Annotated in this window: 15 protein-coding genes and 3 tRNA genes; 8 read left to right on the top strand and 10 right to left on the bottom strand. The window is 61.0% G+C overall.

Annotated elements, in window-relative coordinates:
• Positions 1-106: 106 nt before the first annotated feature.
• The gene (locus C2L71_RS07725) at positions 107-2,116 is read right to left on the bottom strand and encodes a DUF2207 domain-containing protein (protein ID WP_103265230.1); all 2,010 of its coding nucleotides are present in this window, start codon (positions 2,114-2,116) and stop codon (positions 107-109) included.
• Positions 2,117-2,189: 73 nt separating this feature from the next.
• Here C2L71_RS07725 and C2L71_RS07730 point away from each other — a divergent pair.
• Positions 2,190-2,280: transfer RNA gene (locus C2L71_RS07730), tRNA-Ser, on the top strand.
• Positions 2,281-2,462: 182 nt separating this feature from the next.
• Here the strand turns inward: C2L71_RS07730 and C2L71_RS07735 are convergent.
• From C2L71_RS07735 to C2L71_RS07750, 4 genes are all read right to left on the bottom strand, one after another.
• A complete protein-coding gene (locus C2L71_RS07735; RefSeq protein WP_103265202.1) occupies positions 2,463-2,834 on the bottom strand; it encodes a guanylate cyclase in 372 nt (123 codons plus the stop codon).
• A 45-nt stretch (positions 2,835-2,879) separates the two neighbouring features.
• On the bottom strand, positions 2,880-3,434 hold the full coding sequence (locus C2L71_RS07740) for a LemA family protein (protein WP_103265203.1): 555 nt from the start codon (positions 3,432-3,434) through the stop codon (positions 2,880-2,882).
• Positions 3,435-3,721: 287 nt separating this feature from the next.
• Positions 3,722-4,762: a 4-(cytidine 5'-diphospho)-2-C-methyl-D-erythritol kinase gene (gene ispE, locus C2L71_RS07745; protein ID WP_239926491.1), complete on the bottom strand. Its 1,041-nt coding sequence runs from the start codon at positions 4,760-4,762 to the stop codon at positions 3,722-3,724.
• Positions 4,759-5,424: a nucleoside deaminase gene (locus C2L71_RS07750; protein WP_239926493.1), complete on the bottom strand. Its 666-nt coding sequence runs from the start codon at positions 5,422-5,424 to the stop codon at positions 4,759-4,761. The genes ispE and C2L71_RS07750 overlap by 4 nt, the downstream gene beginning before the upstream one ends.
• A 126-nt stretch (positions 5,425-5,550) precedes the next feature.
• Between C2L71_RS07750 and C2L71_RS07755 the strand changes: the two genes are divergently transcribed.
• Positions 5,551-5,638: transfer RNA gene (locus tag C2L71_RS07755), tRNA-Ser, on the top strand.
• A 281-nt stretch (positions 5,639-5,919) separates the two neighbouring features.
• Here the strand turns inward: C2L71_RS07755 and C2L71_RS07760 are convergent.
• On the bottom strand, positions 5,920-7,272 hold the full coding sequence (locus C2L71_RS07760; RefSeq protein WP_103265204.1) for a citrate/2-methylcitrate synthase: 1,353 nt from the start codon (positions 7,270-7,272) through the stop codon (positions 5,920-5,922).
• 293 nt (positions 7,273-7,565) lie between these two features.
• On the opposite strand from C2L71_RS07760, the gene C2L71_RS07765 reads away from it, so the two are divergent.
• From C2L71_RS07765 to C2L71_RS07790, 6 genes are all read left to right on the top strand, one after another.
• Positions 7,566-9,140, top strand: coding sequence for an ABC transporter permease/substrate-binding protein (locus C2L71_RS07765; RefSeq protein WP_239926496.1), 1,575 nt, complete (start codon positions 7,566-7,568; stop codon positions 9,138-9,140).
• 31 nt (positions 9,141-9,171) lie between these two features.
• Complete coding sequence (locus C2L71_RS07770) at positions 9,172-9,915, top strand: ATP-binding cassette domain-containing protein (protein ID WP_103265233.1); 744 nt, start codon at positions 9,172-9,174, stop codon at positions 9,913-9,915.
• A 391-nt stretch (positions 9,916-10,306) separates the two neighbouring features.
• The gene (locus tag C2L71_RS07775) at positions 10,307-10,945 is read left to right on the top strand and encodes a TetR/AcrR family transcriptional regulator (protein WP_103265206.1); all 639 of its coding nucleotides are present in this window, start codon (positions 10,307-10,309) and stop codon (positions 10,943-10,945) included.
• Positions 10,942-12,147, top strand: coding sequence for an ABC transporter ATP-binding protein (locus C2L71_RS07780; RefSeq protein WP_204600468.1), 1,206 nt, complete (start codon positions 10,942-10,944; stop codon positions 12,145-12,147). Before C2L71_RS07775 ends, C2L71_RS07780 begins: the two co-directional genes overlap by 4 nt.
• Positions 12,140-12,937 carry an ABC transporter permease subunit gene (locus C2L71_RS07785; protein WP_103265207.1) on the top strand — a complete coding sequence of 266 codons (798 nt, stop codon included), beginning with the start codon at positions 12,140-12,142 and terminating at the stop codon, positions 12,935-12,937. Before C2L71_RS07780 ends, C2L71_RS07785 begins: the two co-directional genes overlap by 8 nt.
• Before the next feature lie 193 nt (positions 12,938-13,130).
• Positions 13,131-13,207, top strand: a tRNA-Arg gene (locus C2L71_RS07790).
• Positions 13,208-13,384: 177 nt separating this feature from the next.
• On the opposite strand, the gene C2L71_RS07795 is transcribed toward C2L71_RS07790, so the two are convergent.
• From C2L71_RS07795 to C2L71_RS07810, 4 genes are all read right to left on the bottom strand, one after another.
• Entirely contained in the window at positions 13,385-14,986 is a 1,602-nt protein-coding gene (locus tag C2L71_RS07795) for a carbon starvation CstA family protein (protein ID WP_103265208.1), read from the bottom strand.
• A 291-nt stretch (positions 14,987-15,277) separates the two neighbouring features.
• Complete coding sequence (locus C2L71_RS07800; protein WP_103265209.1) at positions 15,278-15,499, bottom strand: hypothetical protein; 222 nt, start codon at positions 15,497-15,499, stop codon at positions 15,278-15,280.
• A 527-nt stretch (positions 15,500-16,026) separates the two neighbouring features.
• A complete protein-coding gene (locus C2L71_RS07805; RefSeq protein WP_103265210.1) occupies positions 16,027-16,965 on the bottom strand; it encodes a beta/alpha barrel domain-containing protein in 939 nt (312 codons plus the stop codon).
• Between the two features lie 114 nt (positions 16,966-17,079).
• Positions 17,080-18,072, bottom strand: a complete 993-nt coding sequence (locus tag C2L71_RS07810; protein WP_103265211.1) for a TM2 domain-containing protein — start codon at positions 18,070-18,072, stop codon at positions 17,080-17,082.
• Positions 18,073-18,075 lie beyond the last annotated feature (3 nt).

Below are 18,075 nucleotides of genomic sequence, written 5' to 3' on the forward strand. Positions count from 1 at the left end.
CGGCGATCCGAACGGCCTGGGGACGAAGCGGCCTGCGGGCCAACCGACCCGCAGGCCATTACCGCGTACCGTGATCGGCGGCGCGCAGGGCGCAGCGGCCGGCGTCCTACCGCGCGCCGCCGCCTCCGCCGCCGAAGCCGCCGCCTCCGCCGCTCGAGAAGCCGCCCCCGAAGCCTCCGCCGCTCGAGAAGTTCCCGCTTGCACCCGAGATGGCCGCCTGCGCCGTCGACATCGTGTTCGCGACCGACGTCTGCAGCATATCGCCCACCGAAGGCAGCGTCGCTCCGCTCGCGGTATGCGCGCCGGTGTACCAGAACCACCACGGCACGTACGTCGCGCCAAGCGACCCGTCGTACTCGAACAGCTGCGGCATGGCGATCTGCAACTGTTTGATGGTTTGCTCGGCCACACCGAACAGGTAAGCATACACCATGAACTCGCCCCACACCTTCACGTCGGTGGGCGGGCGCTCGTCAAGCGTTGAGAAGTCGCGCAGCCAGTTGCGCAGCGCTTTGCACTTCGCCACCAGGTTATTGCCGCGCACGCTGCGCCGCGGCAGGTAGTTCGCAATAACGCCGATCGCTATAGCCGTTGGCAGCATGAAGATAAGCGGGATGAAGTTGCTCATGAACACTGCGATCGCGATTCCGGCCATCGCCACCAGGCCGGCTACGGCAATCAGATAGCCTTGGTATCGCTTTCCTTTGAGCTCGAAGAAGTCCTGCTTATTCGTCTCCGCCGAAACAACGCCTTGCCACGCCTGCATGGCGTCGAGGAATTCCTGGGGATGGTCTTCGCCATACTTCTTAAGCGTGCCGAACCACAGGGCGTCGCCCCCCTCGGCCACTTGGCCGAACAGGAGCGCGAGCGCCTGGAGATCGATGGGATCGGTCACGGTATCGGCCGCCGGCAACCGCGTGATGTAGTAGTCCGACACCTCCTTGGCGCCGAACACGCCCGGTTGCGGGTAGCTCCCGGAATCGATGCGTACCGCACCGATATGCGCCAGATGCATGAGCGTGGCCGTGAAGTCGTCCTGACTCTCGCGATCCCAACGCCACAGCCTGCCTATGACCGCAGGGTGCACGGATGGATCGGGCACGTCGCGCCAGTATTCACCGGTATAGTCCGGTTCGTATTCCTTGCCGTACTTGAAGTATGCTCGGAGCGCCCAACCTATCAGCAGCACACAGATGACGCCGCACGCGATGACGAACGCAAGCGCGAGCACGCGGTCGCGGTTCGCCTGATCCGCCCACCCCTGCTCCTCTTTCATCACCTCATCGAGACGCAGCTGGTCCTTGAAGGCGAGTGCCGCCTCGCCCGATAGATTCGTCAGCCAATCGACGGGAAACACGACACGTGCCTCGGCATACTGACCGGGAGCCACCGATGGAACCGTGTAAACGATGGTCCCGTCGGGGTTGACGACCAGCGAGCCGTCGAGCGGTCCGTGGCCCCATGCGCGCACGTTGTCGCCCGGAACAACCTCGGTTCCCTGGGGTACGGGCAAGGCAAGCGTCAGCGTCACGTCCGATGCGGTCTCCTCCCAATGGGAGCCGATATAGCGCCAGTTCACTTCGCCCACATCTCGAAATGCCTGCACACCGTTGACCACGGTATAATCCAGCTCGATGATGACACGCTCGTTCGACGCGTGAAAGAACGCGTAGACCGTGTTTTTGGCTGCATCAAGCGAATACGCGTCCGTGCCGGGACCGCCTTCGTCGCGCCAGGCGAGCACGAACGGCTCGTTTTTCATCGTCACCCAGTCGCCCTCTACCTTGCCTTCGGCGTCAACGGCAGCCATGCGGGCTCCGTTCATCTGCAACTCGGAGTTAGGCGGAAGGTTCTCGAACGTCCACCAGACGGCGGTGAAGTCGCCGTTGAAGTCGAACGTGCGCTGCTCTGTGAAGTGCAGCGATCCGTCGGTCTCCACCTGGGCCGCGATATCCACCTTTGGCATCGTGTACGATTTCGCCCACGCCTCGACCGGATTCGACGCAGCCATCCAGCACGCCGCCACCAGCACGGTAAGCACGAGCGCAAGCGACGCGCCCAGCGAACGCGCCCGGGAATCTCGATATTCTCGAAAGCCAAGATACGAACCGCTCATGTTTTGCACGATCATGCTCCTTGCAACTTGAAGATGGTCACGGTATCATAGCAAATCGCACCTACTATACTGAGGAGAGCTGACCGAGAGGCCGAAGGTGCTCGCCTGCTAAGCGAGTATACGCCACAAGCGTATCTGGGGTTCGAATCCCCAGCTCTCCGCCACTGAAACGTACAACCCTCGTCCGCCCAGCGCGCACGAGGGTTTTTACCGTTCGGAACCACCTCCCACGCTGTCAGAACCCGGCAACGCGGGCCATCGCAGCCGAGGCCCGGTACGCCCGCGCTGGGTGCGCGCGGCCGCGTTCCGACGGAAACCTTCCAACGGCTTCCCAGCATCCGGCGTGTTAGCCGTCGCGCCCGCCGCGACCCTTCCGACGATCGCTCAGGCGCTCGGTCCGCATCGGCTTCTTGCGATAGCTCGGATGATGCCGCAAGAATACGGCACGGCATATAAAGGTAACGCCAAGGCCGATAAGCGCCGTGACAAGGAAGCTGAGCGCAAGGTCGAACACCGCTTCGTTATGCTCGAACCACGCATAGACGCTGACCAGCAGAAAAAATGCCGACAATCCACCGGTGATGACGGTGAACATCTTGATGAGAATTTCCTTAGCCCTGTTCGGAGAATGCCGATACGCCATCACCAGATACACGATGCCCGCCAGCACGGCAAGCAGAATGAGCATCGGGACGATGCGCGATAGACGTGCGATCATCGGACGGCTCTCCTTTCTGCGCGCGCGGCGTTCGACGGCTCCATGCTAAAACTGTACTCGGGGAGCCGCATCGGAACCGGCTGCGGCATCGAAGCTCTCCCGCTGCGAGAAGCCCATCATTCCCGCAATCAGCACGGCAGGGAATGTCTGAATGGCAGTGTTGTACTTCATGACGGTGTCGTTGTAGCTCTGCCTCATATAGCTGATCTTGTCTTCGGTGTTGGAAAGCTCGGCCTGAAGCTGCTGGAAGTTCACATTCGCCTTGAGGTCGGGGTAGGCTTCGGCCACGGCGAACAGACTCTTGAGCGCGCCTGTCAAAATGCCGTCGGCCTCCATTTTACCTTCCGGCGTACGCGCGCTCATCACGGCCGAACGCGCCTGCGTAACTTCGTCGAGCGTGCCGCGCTCGTGCGTGGCGTAGCCCTTGACAGTCTCCACCAGATTCGGGATGAGATCGAGGCGTCGCTGCAGTTGGACGTCGATCTGCGCCCAAGCATTGTCCACCATGTTGCGCAGCTTCACGAGGTTGTTGTACAGCGCGATGATGGCGACGATCAACACGACGACGATGACGAGGATGACGATTACGAGGATATCCATGGTTCTCCTTTGCCGTTACGTGCAGTATATTCTACCATCGCTCGTCTTGCGTTAAGGCGCTCCGTCATGCGACCGACAAAACCCTCGCAGCCGGCAAGAGAACCCTGTGCGCCCGTGCCCAGTTCCACTTCGAGGGCCTGGCCTTCCACGGCTCGCATCGACGCGAATGCTCCCTCGTACGCGTCGGCTGGGAGACGCCGACGCGCCGAGAACCGCGAACGCGATGGTAGGCGGGGACACTGCGGCGCCGCCTATGCTGGCACGCGCGGCGCACGGCCGCGCCACGCTTACCGAGCGGTTGCGGAACGCCCGGCGCCCGAAGGGACGATCCCCGCGCGCACAGGCCCGAACATCGTCGCGCGCGCCCACCACCCGCGCGCATGGGCTTCGGCGGCAACCAGGCTTGCATCCTGAAACGACCGGCAAGGTGCAAACACGGCCGATCCGCTGCCTGACATGAGCGCGCAATCAACGCCGTCCTGCGCTTCCATCCACGCGCGAACCTCGGCGAGCAACGGTACGAGAGATTCGGATGCACTCGCCAGATTGTTGCGGAGCGGCACGTCGCACGCCCGGCGCGCGGCGAGGGCCCGTTCCCGATCGGCACCCGCAATGCGCTCGGGACGAACGTCGAACGCTCGGTACGCCTCGGCCGTCGACACGCCGGCTTCGGGCTTGACCACCACGGCATACGCGCCCATCGGCTCAAGCTCATGCATGAACGCATCGCCCACGCCGTCGAAGCACGCGCATCCCCCATGCAGGAAAAACGCCACATCGGCCCCAAGCTCGCGTGCGACCTCCTCAATGCGCGGATCATCGGAGGCAAGGCCCCACATATACGCCGCGCCTGCGAGCGCCGCAGCGGCATCGGACGATCCGCCGCCCAAACCCGCTTCAGAGGGGATGTGTTTCTCCAGGCGCACCGTCACCACCTCGGCTTCGTTCCGGCCAATGCGCCGGGCAAGGGCACGCACCGCCTTGCTCACAATATTGCGCTCCGTCGGCACATCGAGAGGCGGCAGCCCGCCGTGCGCAACGCAGGCAAGGTCGATGTCCAATCCTCCGGCACGCTGCGGGGCGACGCTCATGTGCAGAACATCCCGAAGCGTGAGCGCATGCATGATGCTCACGGCCTCGTGGTACCCGTCGGCACGCCGCTCCCCAATATCGAGAAACAGATTCACCTTCGCCGGCGCGATGAGCTTAATTGCGCCAGGTTCTTTGAACGGGGCGGCGGACAGCTGCGCCGCGCGTGCCGCGGCGATCAGGTCCACGGGCTGCTCGGCACGCGGCGCTCTTCGTTCTCGTTCGTCCGATTGCATCATGCCTGCTCCGTTCGTTTCTTTCTCTTGGCCGCGAAAAACGAGCGCAGAAGCTCAGCGCACTCGTCGGCAAGGACGCCCGGCACGGCTTCGAAGGTATGATTGAGGCGCTTGTCCTCGTTGACCGCGTATAACGTCCCAAGAGACCCTGCCTTTGGATCGGCCGCACCGTACACGCAGCGATCTACGCGCGCCTGGTGCATAAGGCCCGCGCACATCACGCACGGTTCGAGTGTCACATAGACTGTGCAGCCGGCGAGCCGCCACACGCCTCGACGTTCGGCGGCTTGCTTGAGAGCGAGAAATTCCGCATGGCCGGCAGGGTCCTGCGTCGTCTCGCGCAGGTTGCACGCCCGCGCGATCACCTGAGGCTCGGCTAATGGACGGCGCGTTGCGGGGTCGGTCGGCTCATACACGACGACTGCGCCGATGGGCACTTCATCAAGGGCGGCAGCCCGATGCGCCTCCTCAATCGCCATGCGCATGTAATCCTCGTCAGAAGGCCGCGACTTTCGCTGCCGCGAGTCGCTCGCCGGCAGAGCATCAGCCGAACCAGCACCGGAAGGAACCGTGCCGCCGGTTGCTTCCGCGAGATCGCGCGCCCGAGACGCGCCGGCCTTCGGCTCGGCGCCGAGAACGTCGGCGCTGTTGTCTTCATCGTTCATGCCAATTATTATATGGTATCCTGTGCTTGCATTTCGAAACCTGTTTCGAAAAAGCATGTGGCGAACGAATGTTTCACGTGAAACATCGGGGTCTTGGGGGCCGCGTCGTTCGTTTCATAGCAATGCGGAGGCGTGGCCGAGTGGTTGAAGGCGGCAGTCTTGAAAACTGTTATGCCGAAAGGCATCGTGGGTTCGAATCCTACCGCCTCCGCCACATAGATTCCCTCAATCCGATGCAAGCTTTTTTGTCTTGGCGGTATTCCAGATCGCAGGTCAGGGCTCAGTCGATGTGCGAAAAGGATCTGCCGAAGAAGACCAGCAGACAGGACTGTGCGGAAAATGCTCCGCAGAAAAGCCTGCTATCGTCTTTCGCCATCATCGACCACCGTGCAGTCGTTCCACGAGCAGTCGACTCGCTGAACCCGCAACGCGGACGTGCATAGTCGAGCCCCTCGGTGCGAGGGGCTCGACTCGGTTTCGGATACCGAGCAAGAACTACCGCTCGTTCATCGGAACGTAGGGGCGCTTGCCGCCGCGCGTGGATTTGTACGCCGGGCGGATGATGCGCTTGCCAGAGACGATCTCCTCGAAACGATGCGCAGCCCAACCAGGCATGCGCGCACAGGCGAACAGCGGCGTGAACAGATCCTCGGGAATCCCCATCATCGAATACACGAAGCCGGAGTACATATCGATGTTGGCGCACATATCCTTGCTCGTGCCCTTCTCGCGCAGGATAACCTCGGACGCGAGGCGCTCGATACTGCGAAGCAGGTTGAACTCGGCCTCGTATTCCGTACCCGTTGCCAGCTCCTCGGCAAAGCGCTTGCACACCACGGCGCGCGGATCGGACTTCGTGTACACGGCGTGGCCCATGCCGTAGACAAGGCCTGTCTTGTCGTAGGCCTGCTTGTTGACGATTCTCGCAAGGTAGGCAGCAACCTCATCGTCGTTGCTCCAGTCGGACACGTTCTCCTTGATCTCCTGCTGCATGGCGAGCACCTTGTGGTTCGCGCCGCCGTGCTTCGAGCCCTTGAGCGAGCCCATGGCAGCTGCATAGGTGGAGTACGGATCGGTGTCGGCCGAAGTGAGCACCCGCGTCGTAAACGTGGAGTTGTTGCCACCGCCGTGTTCGGCATGCAGACACAGCATGATGTCCAGCATGCGCGCCTCCTCCTGCGTGAACGAGCGGTCGGGCCGCAGCATCGACAAGATGGTCTCAGCCGTGGACTGGCCGGGAATGAAACGATGCATGATCATGGATTCGTTGTTGTAACGGGCGCGCTTGGCGTAGTACGTCAGCACCATGATGCGCGGAAGACGGGAGATGAGCGAGATGGCGGTATGAATCTCGTGATGCGGCGAGCGATCCTCCGCGTCCTGATCGTACGCGTACAGCAGCAGAATGGAGCGCGCGAGCACGTTCATGATGTCGGGCGGCGTGTCGCGCATAATCATGGAGGCAGTGAACCCGTTGGGCAGCTCGCGCTCGGCGTCGAGCACCGAGACGAACCGGTCGAGTTGGTCCTTCGTGGGCAGTTCGCCCATAAGCAGCAGATATGCCACCTCTTCGAAGTTGAAGCGGCGCTCGGCAGCATCGGTTCCCAACAGGTCGTACACATCGTATCCGCGATAGCGAAGGCTTCCCTCGTCGGCGATCTTCTCGTTGTCAGACACCACGTAGCCATGGACGTTCGCAATATTCGTGAGTCCGGCGACGACCCCCGTGCCATCAGCGTTGCGCAGGCCGCGCTTTACATCGTACTGGTCGTAGTAGGCCGCGTCGATGGCATTGATCGCTTTGAAGTTCTCGTAGAGGGCGATCTTCCTCTCTTTCTCGTCGCTCATAGCACATCCTTCCTGCCGCGCCGAACGCGGCCCCTTCTCCTTGTTCCGGCAATGCGCATATCCGGCCGTCCGCGGGGCGTACGGCCTCCCGTTGCTCTGGTGGATGGGAGATACAGCGATGCTTCTTTAGCATGATAGAGCGAGCAGGCGGGCGGCGCAATCCCAGGGAGGGAACTAGTCGGCGAACGCGACGGGACGCTCACGGTTCGGCAACCGCCTTTCCCTGAAAAAGCGTGGTGCAGGCGGGCCGTATAGACTGACCTCCACGACAGTCCGAAAGCGAGGGCCACGCCGTGATAGAATCAATGTTTTCCCTACTCATCGAAAAACGCGACTGGTTCATCGACCTGTTGCTCCAGCATATCGCCATTTCGCTCGTCTCCATCGCTCTCGCTGCGATCATCGGGCTGGCGCTCGGCATTGCTATCGCTCAATGGCGGCGCGGCGCGAAACCGGTGCTTGCGCTTGTGAACTTCATCTACACCATCCCCTCCATCGCTTTGTTCGGCTTTCTGATCCCCCTTACCGGCATCGGCGACCTCAACGCCGTGACGGCGCTCACCATCTACGCGCTGCTGCCCATGGTGCGCAACACCTACACGGGCCTTACCGCCATCGACCCGGCCATCATCGAGGCAGCGCGCGGCATGGGCTCCACCGACCGGCAGACGCTCTATCGCATCGAACTGCCGTTGGCAGCGCCCGTCATCATGAGCGGTATCCGCAATATGGCGACCATGACCATTGCGCTGGCCGGCATCGCGTCCTTCATCGGCGCGGGCGGCTTAGGCGTGGCCATCTATCGCGGCATTACCACGAACAATTTGGCTATGACGCTGGCCGGCAGCGTGCTGATTGCCGCACTCGCCATCGTCGTCGATCTGTTGCTGGGCCTTGCCGAGAAGCGCGCACGTCGCCACTTGGAGCCCTCGCCTTCAACTGTCCGCGCCAAGAAACTGAGGCGCGGCGGACGGGCGGTCGCAGCCGTTGCTGCGTCGGTCGTGCTGATCGCGGGCGGCACCTTCGCCTACGCGAAGTTCGCGGAAGACAACGGCGGCGGCACCATCGATATAGCCACGAAGCCCATGACCGAGCAATACATTCTCAGCGAGATGCTCAAAACGCTGATCGAGCATGACACCGATCTCTCCGTGCAGATTACCCAGGGTATCGGCGGCGGAACATACAACATCCATACCGGCATGGAGCGCGGTGATTTCGACTTGTACCCGGAATATACCGGCACAGCCTGGACGACGGTGCTCAAACGCGAGGAATTCTATGACGAGTCGATGTTCGACGAACTGCGCCAGGCCTATGAGGATCGATTCGGCTTCGAATGGATATGCGAATACGGGTTCAACAACACCTTCGGCATCGCCGTTCGCAAAGACGTAGCCGAGCGCTACGGGCTGCACACGTACTCGGACCTTGCAGCAGTCGCTCCCGAGCTCACGTTCGGCGCACAGCCCGATTTCTACGATAGGGAGGACGGCTACCCCGGCCTGCAAGCCACCTATGGCATGGACTTCGGAACCACCGCCGACATGGACATAAGCCTGAAATTTCAGGCGCTGTTCGACGGTCAGGTGGACGCAATCACCATGTCCACCACCGATGGACAGGTAACCGACGAGCGCCTCGTGGTATTGGAGGATGACCGGCATTTCTACCCGTCGTACCGGTGCTATGACATTGTGCGCAGGGACACGCTGGAAGCGCACCCCGAGCTGCAGGACGTGCTGTTGAAGCTGGACGGCGCTATAAGCGACGCCGATATGGCACGCATGAATGGCGCGGTCGAAATGGAGGGCAGGGAGCCGAAGGACGTGGCCGACGCGTTTCTGTCCGAAAGGGGACTGGTATAGCATGGGAAGCCCGAGTGCGCAGGAGAGGAACATGCCCGCCATCGAATTCGACCATGTGGTGAAGCGATTCGGCGATGCCGTCGCCCTGAACGACGTGAGTCTGAGCGTCGACAGCGGATCGTTCGTCACCATCATCGGCAGCTCGGGCTGCGGCAAGACGACGCTGCTCAAGCTAGCCAACGCTCTCGTCATGCCCGACGAGGGGCAGGTGCTTGTGCATGGCAGCGCCACCACCGAAGCCGACCCTATCGAACTGAGGCGCACCATAGGCTATGTTATTCAGGGCAGCGTGCTGTTCCCCCACCTCACCGTGGAGCAGAACATCGCGTACGTGCCGAGCCTGCTGAACCGGCGCGACCAGCGACGCACCGAATCCGCGGTAGACAAATGGATAGGGCTTCTAGGGCTGCCCTCCAACCTGCGCGACCGCTATCCCGCCGAGCTTTCCGGCGGCCAGGCCCAGCGCGTCGGAATCGCCCGCGCGCTGGCAGCCAGCCCCGACATCCTGCTGGCGGACGAGCCTTTCAGCGCCGTGGATGCTATCACACGCGCAAGCTTGCAGGACGAAATCAAGCGCATCCACAACCAGACCGGCGTCACCACCCTGTTCGTCACGCACGATATCGACGAAGCACTTGACCTGGGTGAAAAAGTGATGGTCATGGAAGCTGGACGCGTCGTGCAGTACGCATCGCCGCACGATGTGCTTGCGAATCCCGCGAGCGGGTTCGTCGAGCGACTCGTCGCCCGCAAGCGCAGCGTCTATGCACGATAGAAGCCTCTGGCGCGACTTCAGCAATCGCCCCTTCGCATGCGAACGTCTTTACTGACAAGTATCGGAAGTATGCGCCCCCCCCCGTCCGGGGCGCCAGACCCACCGAATCGGCCGGATGCTTTACTGAAGACAGCCTTCCGAAACGAATGTGAAGTAGCTTGGGTAACCTTCTGCACACCGCCCAGCGAATGATTCCGCGACACGTATTCGCACAGAGCCCGAACGTGCTCCTTTCCCAAACAATCGTCCCGACGGGGAGGGCGTGTGAAAATCCCGTCCTCGACCCCTTCATAAAAATAGTCAACCGTATAGGATGAAATCCGAGAACGATTGACCGGCCGGTCAACACGGCGGCACGCGAACAGCCGGTCGACGACGAAAGGAGGCGACAATGGGCAACCGGAAGGAGGAGTTCGAGAAGTTCGAGAGCCTTCCCGAAGAGCGGCAGGACGCAATCGTCGAAGCCGCCGTTGAGATGTTCGGACGCTTCGACTACAAAAGCGCATCAACCGAGGAGATTGCCCGCAAAGCTGGCATATCGAAAGGCCTCCTGTTCTTCTACTTCAAGAACAAGAAGGAGCTGTACCTCTACCTCATGGAGCACCTCATGGAGAAGGTGTCCGATCTGGTGGTGGACGACGGGTTCTACGAGATCGACGACTTCTTCGAGCTGCTCATCTACGCGGCGGAAACCAAGCGCAAGGTGTTTTCGCGTTTCCCCTACCTGTTGGAATTCTCCGTCCGGGCCTTTTACCCGGAGCATAAAGACATCAAGGACACGATGGACAGCTGGACGCAGCGGCAAATCGACCTGATGTTCTCCACGTACTTCAGATGCGTGCGGTTTGACCGGTTCCGCGACGACATCGACCCGAAGTACGTGCTCGACCTGCTAATTTGGCTGGCTGACGGCTACCTGCACCAGCAGCGCGCCCTGCATCAGCGCCTCGACATGGACGCGATGCTGGACGAGATGTACCGCTGGTGCGCCATGCTAAAGGCCTACTCGTACAAGGAGGAGTACCTATGACGTTACGCGAAGCGCCGCAGAAAGCGCAGGGTGGTTCCGTCGAAGGCGATGCGCTTGCCGAAGACAAGGCATGCGGCGAGAACCAAGCTTCTCTCGTAGGTGAGATATTCGAAGGGAGCGGAGTCGCCGCTGAAGAGCGCAGCCGCGAAGTCCCCAGCGGCACGGCAGCTATCGAGGTGTGCGGCCTTGTGAAGGATTACGGCAAGGGTCGCGGCGTATTCGATGTTTCGTTCGCCGTGCAACCGGGCGAGGTGTTCGGATTCCTCGGATCAAACGGTGCCGGCAAGACGGTGACCATGCTCAATCTCATGGGCTTCATCAGGCCCGACGCGGGTACGGCGCGTATCGGGGGGCGGGACTGCTTCATCGAACGGGCGCGTATCCAGCAATCGCTGGGCTATCTGCCGGGCGAGATCGCCTGCATGGACGAGATGACGGGCACCGCCTTCCTCGAGTTCATGGCGCGCATGAAACGCCTGCAGGATCGAAACCGCATGCGAGAGCTGGTTGACTACTTCGAGCTTGATGCCGGTCGGCGCATACGCAAGATGTCGAAAGGCACCAAGCAGAAAGTGGGCCTCGTATGCGCGTTCATGGGACGGCCCGATATCCTGCTGCTCGATGAGCCTACGAGCGGCCTCGACCCTCTCATGCAGAGCCGCTTTATCGACCTCGTCATGGCCGAGAAGCGTCGCGGGGCCACCATCATGCTCTCGTCGCACCTGTTCGAGGAGGTGGAGCGCACATGCGACCGCGTGGCGTTCATCCGCGCGGGCCGGTTGGCCGCCGTTGAGAATATGGACGATGTGCGCCGTTCACGCAAGCGCGTGTTCTCGGTGACGTTCGCCGATGCCGTCGCATGCGAGCGCTACCGTACGGCACACCCCGAGGCTGCGGGCAAAAGCGAGCGCGTGGTTGAAGTGACCGTGGCGGGATCGAAGGCGCCCGTTCGAGGAGCTGCGGTGCATTCGGCGGGATCGATATCAGCATCGATGTCAGCATCGATGTCGGAAGCAGCACGTTCGACAACGGAACCGATGACGGGAATAACGCATTCGGCAACGGGATCGACGGATGCGTTCGTGAAGGACCTGGCCGCCTACCCCGTTGCCGACCTAGCCGCGCGTGAGCAGTCGCTGGAGGAGCTGTTCATGCATCTGTACGGAGCAGATGCGTCGGAGAAGGGAGGCTCCCATGAATAGGACCCTGTTCGCCAAAGAGCTACGCTCGAACCTGTTCGTTTTCGGAATCGTATATGCGGTGCTCGTCATGTATATCGCCGTGGTCGTAAGCATGTTCGACCCTGAACTCGGAAAGAGTTTGGACATGATGATGGCCAGCATACCCGAACTGTTCGCGGCGTTCGGCATGGCCACCCAAGCGACCACGCTCACCGACTTCATGCTGAACTACCTGTACGGCTTCTTGTTGACCATGTTCCCGTTCGTATTGATCGTGATCATGGCGAACAAGCTCATGGTGCGTTATCTCGATCGCGGCACCATGTCGTACCTGCTGGCCACGCCTAACAGCCGCACGCGCATCGCGACCACGCTCGCCGGCGCGATGGTGGCGCTCCTTGCGCTGCTGGCCATGCTGGTCACGCTTGCCGAGGTGGGCTGCGCCGAGCTCATGTTCCCGGGCGATCTAGACACGCAGGGGCTTCTGCGCGCGAACGCAGGGATGCTCGCGCTCTGGGTGTTCCTGGCGGGAATGTGCTTCCTTTCAGCCTGTCTGTTTGCAAGCGCGAGCGCGGCGTTGTGGGTGGGCGGAGGCGCCGGCATCCTATTCTTCCTCATGCAGATGCTGTCGCAAGCGGGCGACAAGCTGGAGTTCTTGGAAAACGTGAACCCGCTCATGCTGTTCGACTACTACGGCCTGGCTGCAGGCGAAGGCGAGGCCGCCCTAGGGGCGGCTGCGCTCGCGGTCATAGGCGTCGCCCTATTCACGGTTGCCGTAGCCGTCTTCAACCGCCGCAACCTAAGCATTTGATCAGGCGCGACCGATGCGCTGACCGCAACCAGAAAGACAAAGGGTCCGACGCGCCGGATCGCTCCCGCAGCCGCCATGGCAGGACTCTGGGAACCAAGCCCGGACCACGGGTCGTGCAATTTCTCCGCACCATGAAAATTGTCGTTGACAGCTTCCGCGTTTACTGGCAGAATATCTTCTGCTGCTTCGATGTGCGCCGTTACCTCAGCTGGATAGAGGGACTGACTACGAATCAGTACGTCGGGGGTTCGAATCCCTCACGGCGCACCACTTTACATGATGAACCCCCGTCACGATCGTGGCGGGGGTTTTGTTTTACAGGCAGAGACGGCGCTTGAGGGCTATAGGCCAAAACATGTACCCTACATAACATCATAACCACTGTTCAGAACACTAAAGTGACCCTGGAGTTGGTAAAGACGAACTCCAGGGTCGGCCAAAACGGAGTTACAGAACGAAGTCGGGCACGTCTTCGCGGTCCTCGCCCGCTCCTTCGGTGCCACGTTCTGCCGCACCTGCCTCGAGCACATCGTTGGGCGTCTCGTACTCGACCGGATTAAGCGCACCGCTTTCGATACGACGACGACGCACGAGCCCGGCGCGCACCACCAGCACGCAGTACACCGCCGTCAACGCGCCTGCCAGCGCATAGGCCAGCGACCAGTCCAGGCCGAAACCGATCTTCGCATTCAGCAGGTAACTGGACACCACAAACATGTAGAAGCAGCCCGGCACAAGCGTCATGATGCCCGGCTTGCGCTTTCCAAACAGATACACGCTGATCAGCGCAAAAGCGAACACGGCGCAGGTCTCGTTCGCGAAGCTGAAGTAACGCCACAGCACATTGAACCCGTTCGGATCGAACTTCGAATACACGAGCACCGCCGCCACCGGCGCAAAGATGGCGAGTGCGAGGCCCACCCGCTTCACTCGGGCCACTTGGTCGATGTGGAAGTAGTCGGCCAGCATGAGGCGAAGCGACCGCAATGCCGTGTCGCCCGACGTGATGGCCAGGACGATAACTCCTACAATGGCAATGATGCCGCCCACTTCGCCCAGGAAATCCTTGGCAATGATACCCACTACCGCCACCGCACCGGTCACGCCCGCTTCAGCGACGCCTGCGTTGTACACGACCATAGCTGCAGCCGCCCAGATCATGGCGATAAACCCTTCCAAGATCATCATCATGTAGAAGGTTGAGCGGCCCTCAAATTCGCTATTCACCGAGCGCGCAATGATGCACGCCTGCGTGCTGTGGAAGCCTGACACGATGCCGCATGCCACCGTGATAAAGAACATAGGGACGAGGTTCTCCATACTTGCCCAGATAGGCCAAACGCCCCACACCTCGTTAAGCTGGAAGATGCCTCCGCCCAAAAACAACCCGGCAAAGATGCCCACCGCCGACAGCAGCAGGACGGCTCCGAACACCGGATAGATTCGCCCGATGATCTTGTCGATGGGGAATAAGGTAGCCACCAGGTAATACGCAAGAATGATCGCGTAGATAATGAGCACCGGAGCCATGGCCTCGAATCCGAGCGAGGCGCCCGTCTCGGCATTCACGAACGAGGTCGAAAGCCCGAGCACCGAGCCGGCCAGCATGTCGCCCGGCGTATAGATGAACACGACGCCCACCAGGAACATGAGCAGGCACACGAAGATATTGTAGACCTGGTATACGCCTTTGCCCATAAAGCGCTGCATAAGACCAGGCATCTGAGCCCCTTTGTGGCGCAGGCTGAGCATGCCGCTGAAGTAATCGTGCACCGCGCCGCCCAGCACGCATCCTATCGGGATGAGCACGAACGCAATAGGTCCGAACAGGATGCCCTGGATGGGGCCGAGTACGGGACCGGTCCCCGCAATGTTCAGCAGCTCGATAAGTGCATTCTTCCAGCGCTTCATCGGAACGTAGTTCACGCCGTCAGCCTGGGCATATGCCGGCGTCGTACGGCGGTCGGGCTGGAACACCCGCTCGCAGAACCTCCCGTACAGGCAGCCGCCCACCAGCAGTACGGCAAGGCCGATCAAAAACGTATACATTAACGATGCCCCCTCGCAAGATCGAGAGACGCAAAACCGCCTCTTCCGCATCGGCGGGCTCGCGCTTCCCGGTCGTTCCTCTATCGTCGAACCGACGTTTGCGAAAAGCAGCTCGAAACCGGTTCGAACAACGAATCAAAACCGATTCGAAATGCGAAATCCTATGTTTGCGGTGCCATGGTATGACGTCATGCAAAATACGATTGCAGAATACCACTGGTTTTCGGCGACCGGTTCGGCACCGTGCGTCCAAGCGCAGGCTTCAGGCCAAGGAGGAAGGCCTAGGCAGCTCTACAGCAGAACGGCTAGAAACGTCGCGATTCCGCCGGTGACGATCACGATCGCCCACACGATAACCCAGAAGAGACAGCCGAACCAAGCGAACAGCTTGCCGCCTTCGCTCCACCCCCAGCCGTCTTTGCCCATAAACCACGCGGCCAGCACGCCGAATAGTCCACCGAACAGGCCCACGCAGAAGTAGCCGAACTTCGCCAAACCCGATATCTCGCGCATCGCTGCTCCTTTCACCGCTGAAAAGCAGATTGTATGCGCGACGATAGCTGATGCGGCAGGCAACAAGCATTCCGTGACCTGATCGATCGTCTGATGGCTACCGCCTGAAACAATAGCGTTCATCTGAGGTAATGACGTCAACCGGAAACCGTGGAATCCTCCTACTCCTTGGCATGTTGACAACCGCTGATTGGGCTCCTGCAACAAAAAACGCGCTCCTGCACGCATGGATAGAAGCGGCGGCATACGGAACGGCCGTATCGGGTCCGGTCGATCCGTCAATCCGGTCGGTTCGGCATCGGTTTGGTCGGTCAGGTATCGGCCAGAGTCCCCAGGTAGCGAACGAATGTTTCACGTGAAACATTGGCGTCAGGAGCGCGGTGCCTCGGCCAGCCGATGGCAATATTCGAGAATCGGCATGATAGCTGCGGGTCGCGCTTCACCACATGGGTGCCCAGGAACAAGCAAGCGCCCCTGCCGGAAAAGGGCAAGGACGCTTGCGGTACGTGCACGTTGCTGCCACTGCTCTACAGCGAGAAATCCTTCTCGCCATTGAACACGGCCAGAGCATCGGCAACGGAATAGTCGGCCAGCGTGATGGCGCTGATAGCCTTGGTCAGACGCACCGCCTCGTCGAGCGAACGCTGGTGGATATTGCGGCCGGTAGCGTTGCCCACGGCGCCGCCCACGTGGATCTGGTCGTAGAGCTGGGTGAGGAACGTCTCGGCATCCACCGTCGAGCCGCCCGCGCATACGAGTCCCGTGCGACCGGAAGCCATCGTGGCCACTTTAAGGGCCTCGGCCGGCGCAGTGCCGTCCTCAGGCTTCGGCGGATTAACCTTCACGAAGTCTGCGCCGAGGCACAGGGCTACGCCCGCAGCACCTGCAATGAGCGCCGGGTCCTTCTCGGCCTTGACGGCCTTACCGCGCGGATAGATCCACAGCACCACGAGTAGACCGTTCGCATGCGCTTGCGCGATGAGCTCGCCGGCCTCGGCCATCATGGTGGACTCGTACTCGCTGCCTAAGTAGATGGTATAGCCGATACCTACCACATTCACGCCAGCCTCGCGCATAGCAAGTACGGCGTCAAGATCGTAAAGCTGCGGCGAGTAGGGATCGTCCTGGCTGCCGGGCACGATGTTGGTCTTGGAGTTCATTTTCACAAGGTAGTTGATCTCAGGATAATCCGCCGCGTACTGCGCGATGAGACCGCGCTGACCGGCAAGCACGCCGCACACGCCCTGGCGGCCTATCTCAAACAGGTGCTCAGGCTTCGCGTCGGCGATGTCGATGCCCTCGCCGTAAAAATCCTTGTTCAGGTGCTCGATCTTCTGATCGCACGCGAACAGCATGAGGCGGCCGGTCCCGCGGGTGGCCTTCAGATAATTCTCAATGTACTCGTCACGGGACTCCGGCATGACGTCGGCCGGAACTCTCACCTGATCGCGGGTGATGCTGGGCATGGTGTCCTCCTTAAGGAATACTGCACGGTATGTCAGCGCCTTATCGATAGCGCAATTCTAACTAAAAAACCTTCACCGCCTGCGTCTATTCACCGAAAAAGCGGTGAACGAAAGCTAGAACCATTCCTTCTTGTTCAGCACGTACATGTGCTCGAATTCCGTCTGAGACTTCGTGAGATACAGAATGCCCTCAATAATGGCGATGACCCAGATGACCCACGTGGCAAGCGTCACCGTGAAGATGCCGCCCACGATGGAAACCGCGAGCATGATGAACCCTGCCGTGTTATAGCCCAGATAAAACTTGTGGATGCCCAACCACCCCAAGAAGATGGCCAGCAAACCAGCCGCTACATGGTCTTTCGTTCCCACGACCGGCGGCGCGTACTGCTCTTGACGGTAGGGCTGCTGGTAACCGTACGGCGCCTGCTGGGGCGGCACGGCATTCGGCCCCACATGGGGCGGTTGCCCATATCCGGGTGCCACATACCCAACTGGAGGCTGGTACGGCGAGCCGGAAGCCGCACCGAAAGGCGTTGCTGGAGGCTGCTGGGGCATGGAGCGGGTTGCAGGATCGTAACCCGGTTGCTGGGCATCTCCGTACACCGGCGAAGAAGTCGGAGTCTGGGGCGTCGAATAGGGAATCCAGTCGGGCGCACGGTTCGCGCCAGATTCCGAAGCGGGTTTGTCGGCCCTGTCGGGAGCGGCGTCGGCGACGCCTATCCCCGAGGTATCTGCATCGGGAACGTTTCCGTCGGAAGCATCTGCATCAGAGGCTTCATGCGCCTCGGCCCCGTCGCAGGCGCCTGCCCCTTCGACCGCCTCAACCACTTCCACGATCTCGACGACTTCGAAAGCCTCTGCGGCCTCAGCCGCAACGGAAGGCTCGGCATCGCATGTATCTTCGGCTTCGGAAAGCCCGCGTGCGCCTGCATTGCCAGCCTCGGCATCGACGAGCGCGTTCTCGGGTGCATCGGCTTCGGAAACCGAGGCTTCTACGGCAGCAAGCTTGGCTTTCGCAGCATCCAACCGCTCCTGCGCCGCCTTCAATTCAGCTTCGGCTGCAGCAACTTCGTCCGTTGCGTTCAAAGGTTTGTTGGTGTCCATACG

Source organism: Enteroscipio rubneri, assembly GCF_002899715.1.
GTDB classification, from domain to species: Bacteria; Actinomycetota; Coriobacteriia; order Coriobacteriales; family Eggerthellaceae; genus Enteroscipio; species Enteroscipio rubneri.

Bases quoted from the DNA above. Each gene is read 5' to 3' on its own strand.
- C2L71_RS07740 (WP_103265203.1), bottom strand. From the start codon at position 3,434: ATGGATATCCTCGTAATCGTCATCCTCGTCATCGTCGTCGTGTTGATC.
- C2L71_RS07770 (WP_103265233.1), top strand. From the start codon at position 9,172: ATGCCCGCCATCGAATTCGACCATGTGGTGAAGCGATTCGGCGATGCC.
- C2L71_RS07760 (WP_103265204.1), bottom strand. From the start codon at position 7,272: ATGAGCGACGAGAAAGAGAGGAAGATCGCCCTCTACGAGAACTTCAAA.
- C2L71_RS07775 (WP_103265206.1), top strand. From the start codon at position 10,307: ATGGGCAACCGGAAGGAGGAGTTCGAGAAGTTCGAGAGCCTTCCCGAA.
- C2L71_RS07805 (WP_103265210.1), bottom strand. From the start codon at position 16,965: ATGCCCAGCATCACCCGCGATCAGGTGAGAGTTCCGGCCGACGTCATG.
- C2L71_RS07780 (WP_204600468.1), top strand. From the start codon at position 10,942: ATGACGTTACGCGAAGCGCCGCAGAAAGCGCAGGGTGGTTCCGTCGAA.
- C2L71_RS07800 (WP_103265209.1), bottom strand. From the start codon at position 15,499: ATGCGCGAGATATCGGGTTTGGCGAAGTTCGGCTACTTCTGCGTGGGC.
- ispE (WP_239926491.1), bottom strand. From the start codon at position 4,762: ATGATGCAATCGGACGAACGAGAACGAAGAGCGCCGCGTGCCGAGCAG.
- C2L71_RS07785 (WP_103265207.1), top strand. From the start codon at position 12,140: ATGAATAGGACCCTGTTCGCCAAAGAGCTACGCTCGAACCTGTTCGTT.
- C2L71_RS07795 (WP_103265208.1), bottom strand. From the start codon at position 14,986: ATGTATACGTTTTTGATCGGCCTTGCCGTACTGCTGGTGGGCGGCTGC.
- C2L71_RS07735 (WP_103265202.1), bottom strand. From the start codon at position 2,834: ATGATCGCACGTCTATCGCGCATCGTCCCGATGCTCATTCTGCTTGCC.
- C2L71_RS07750 (WP_239926493.1), bottom strand. From the start codon at position 5,424: ATGAACGATGAAGACAACAGCGCCGACGTTCTCGGCGCCGAGCCGAAG.
- C2L71_RS07810 (WP_103265211.1), bottom strand. From the start codon at position 18,072: ATGGACACCAACAAACCTTTGAACGCAACGGACGAAGTTGCTGCAGCC.
- C2L71_RS07725 (WP_103265230.1), bottom strand. From the start codon at position 2,116: ATGAGCGGTTCGTATCTTGGCTTTCGAGAATATCGAGATTCCCGGGCG.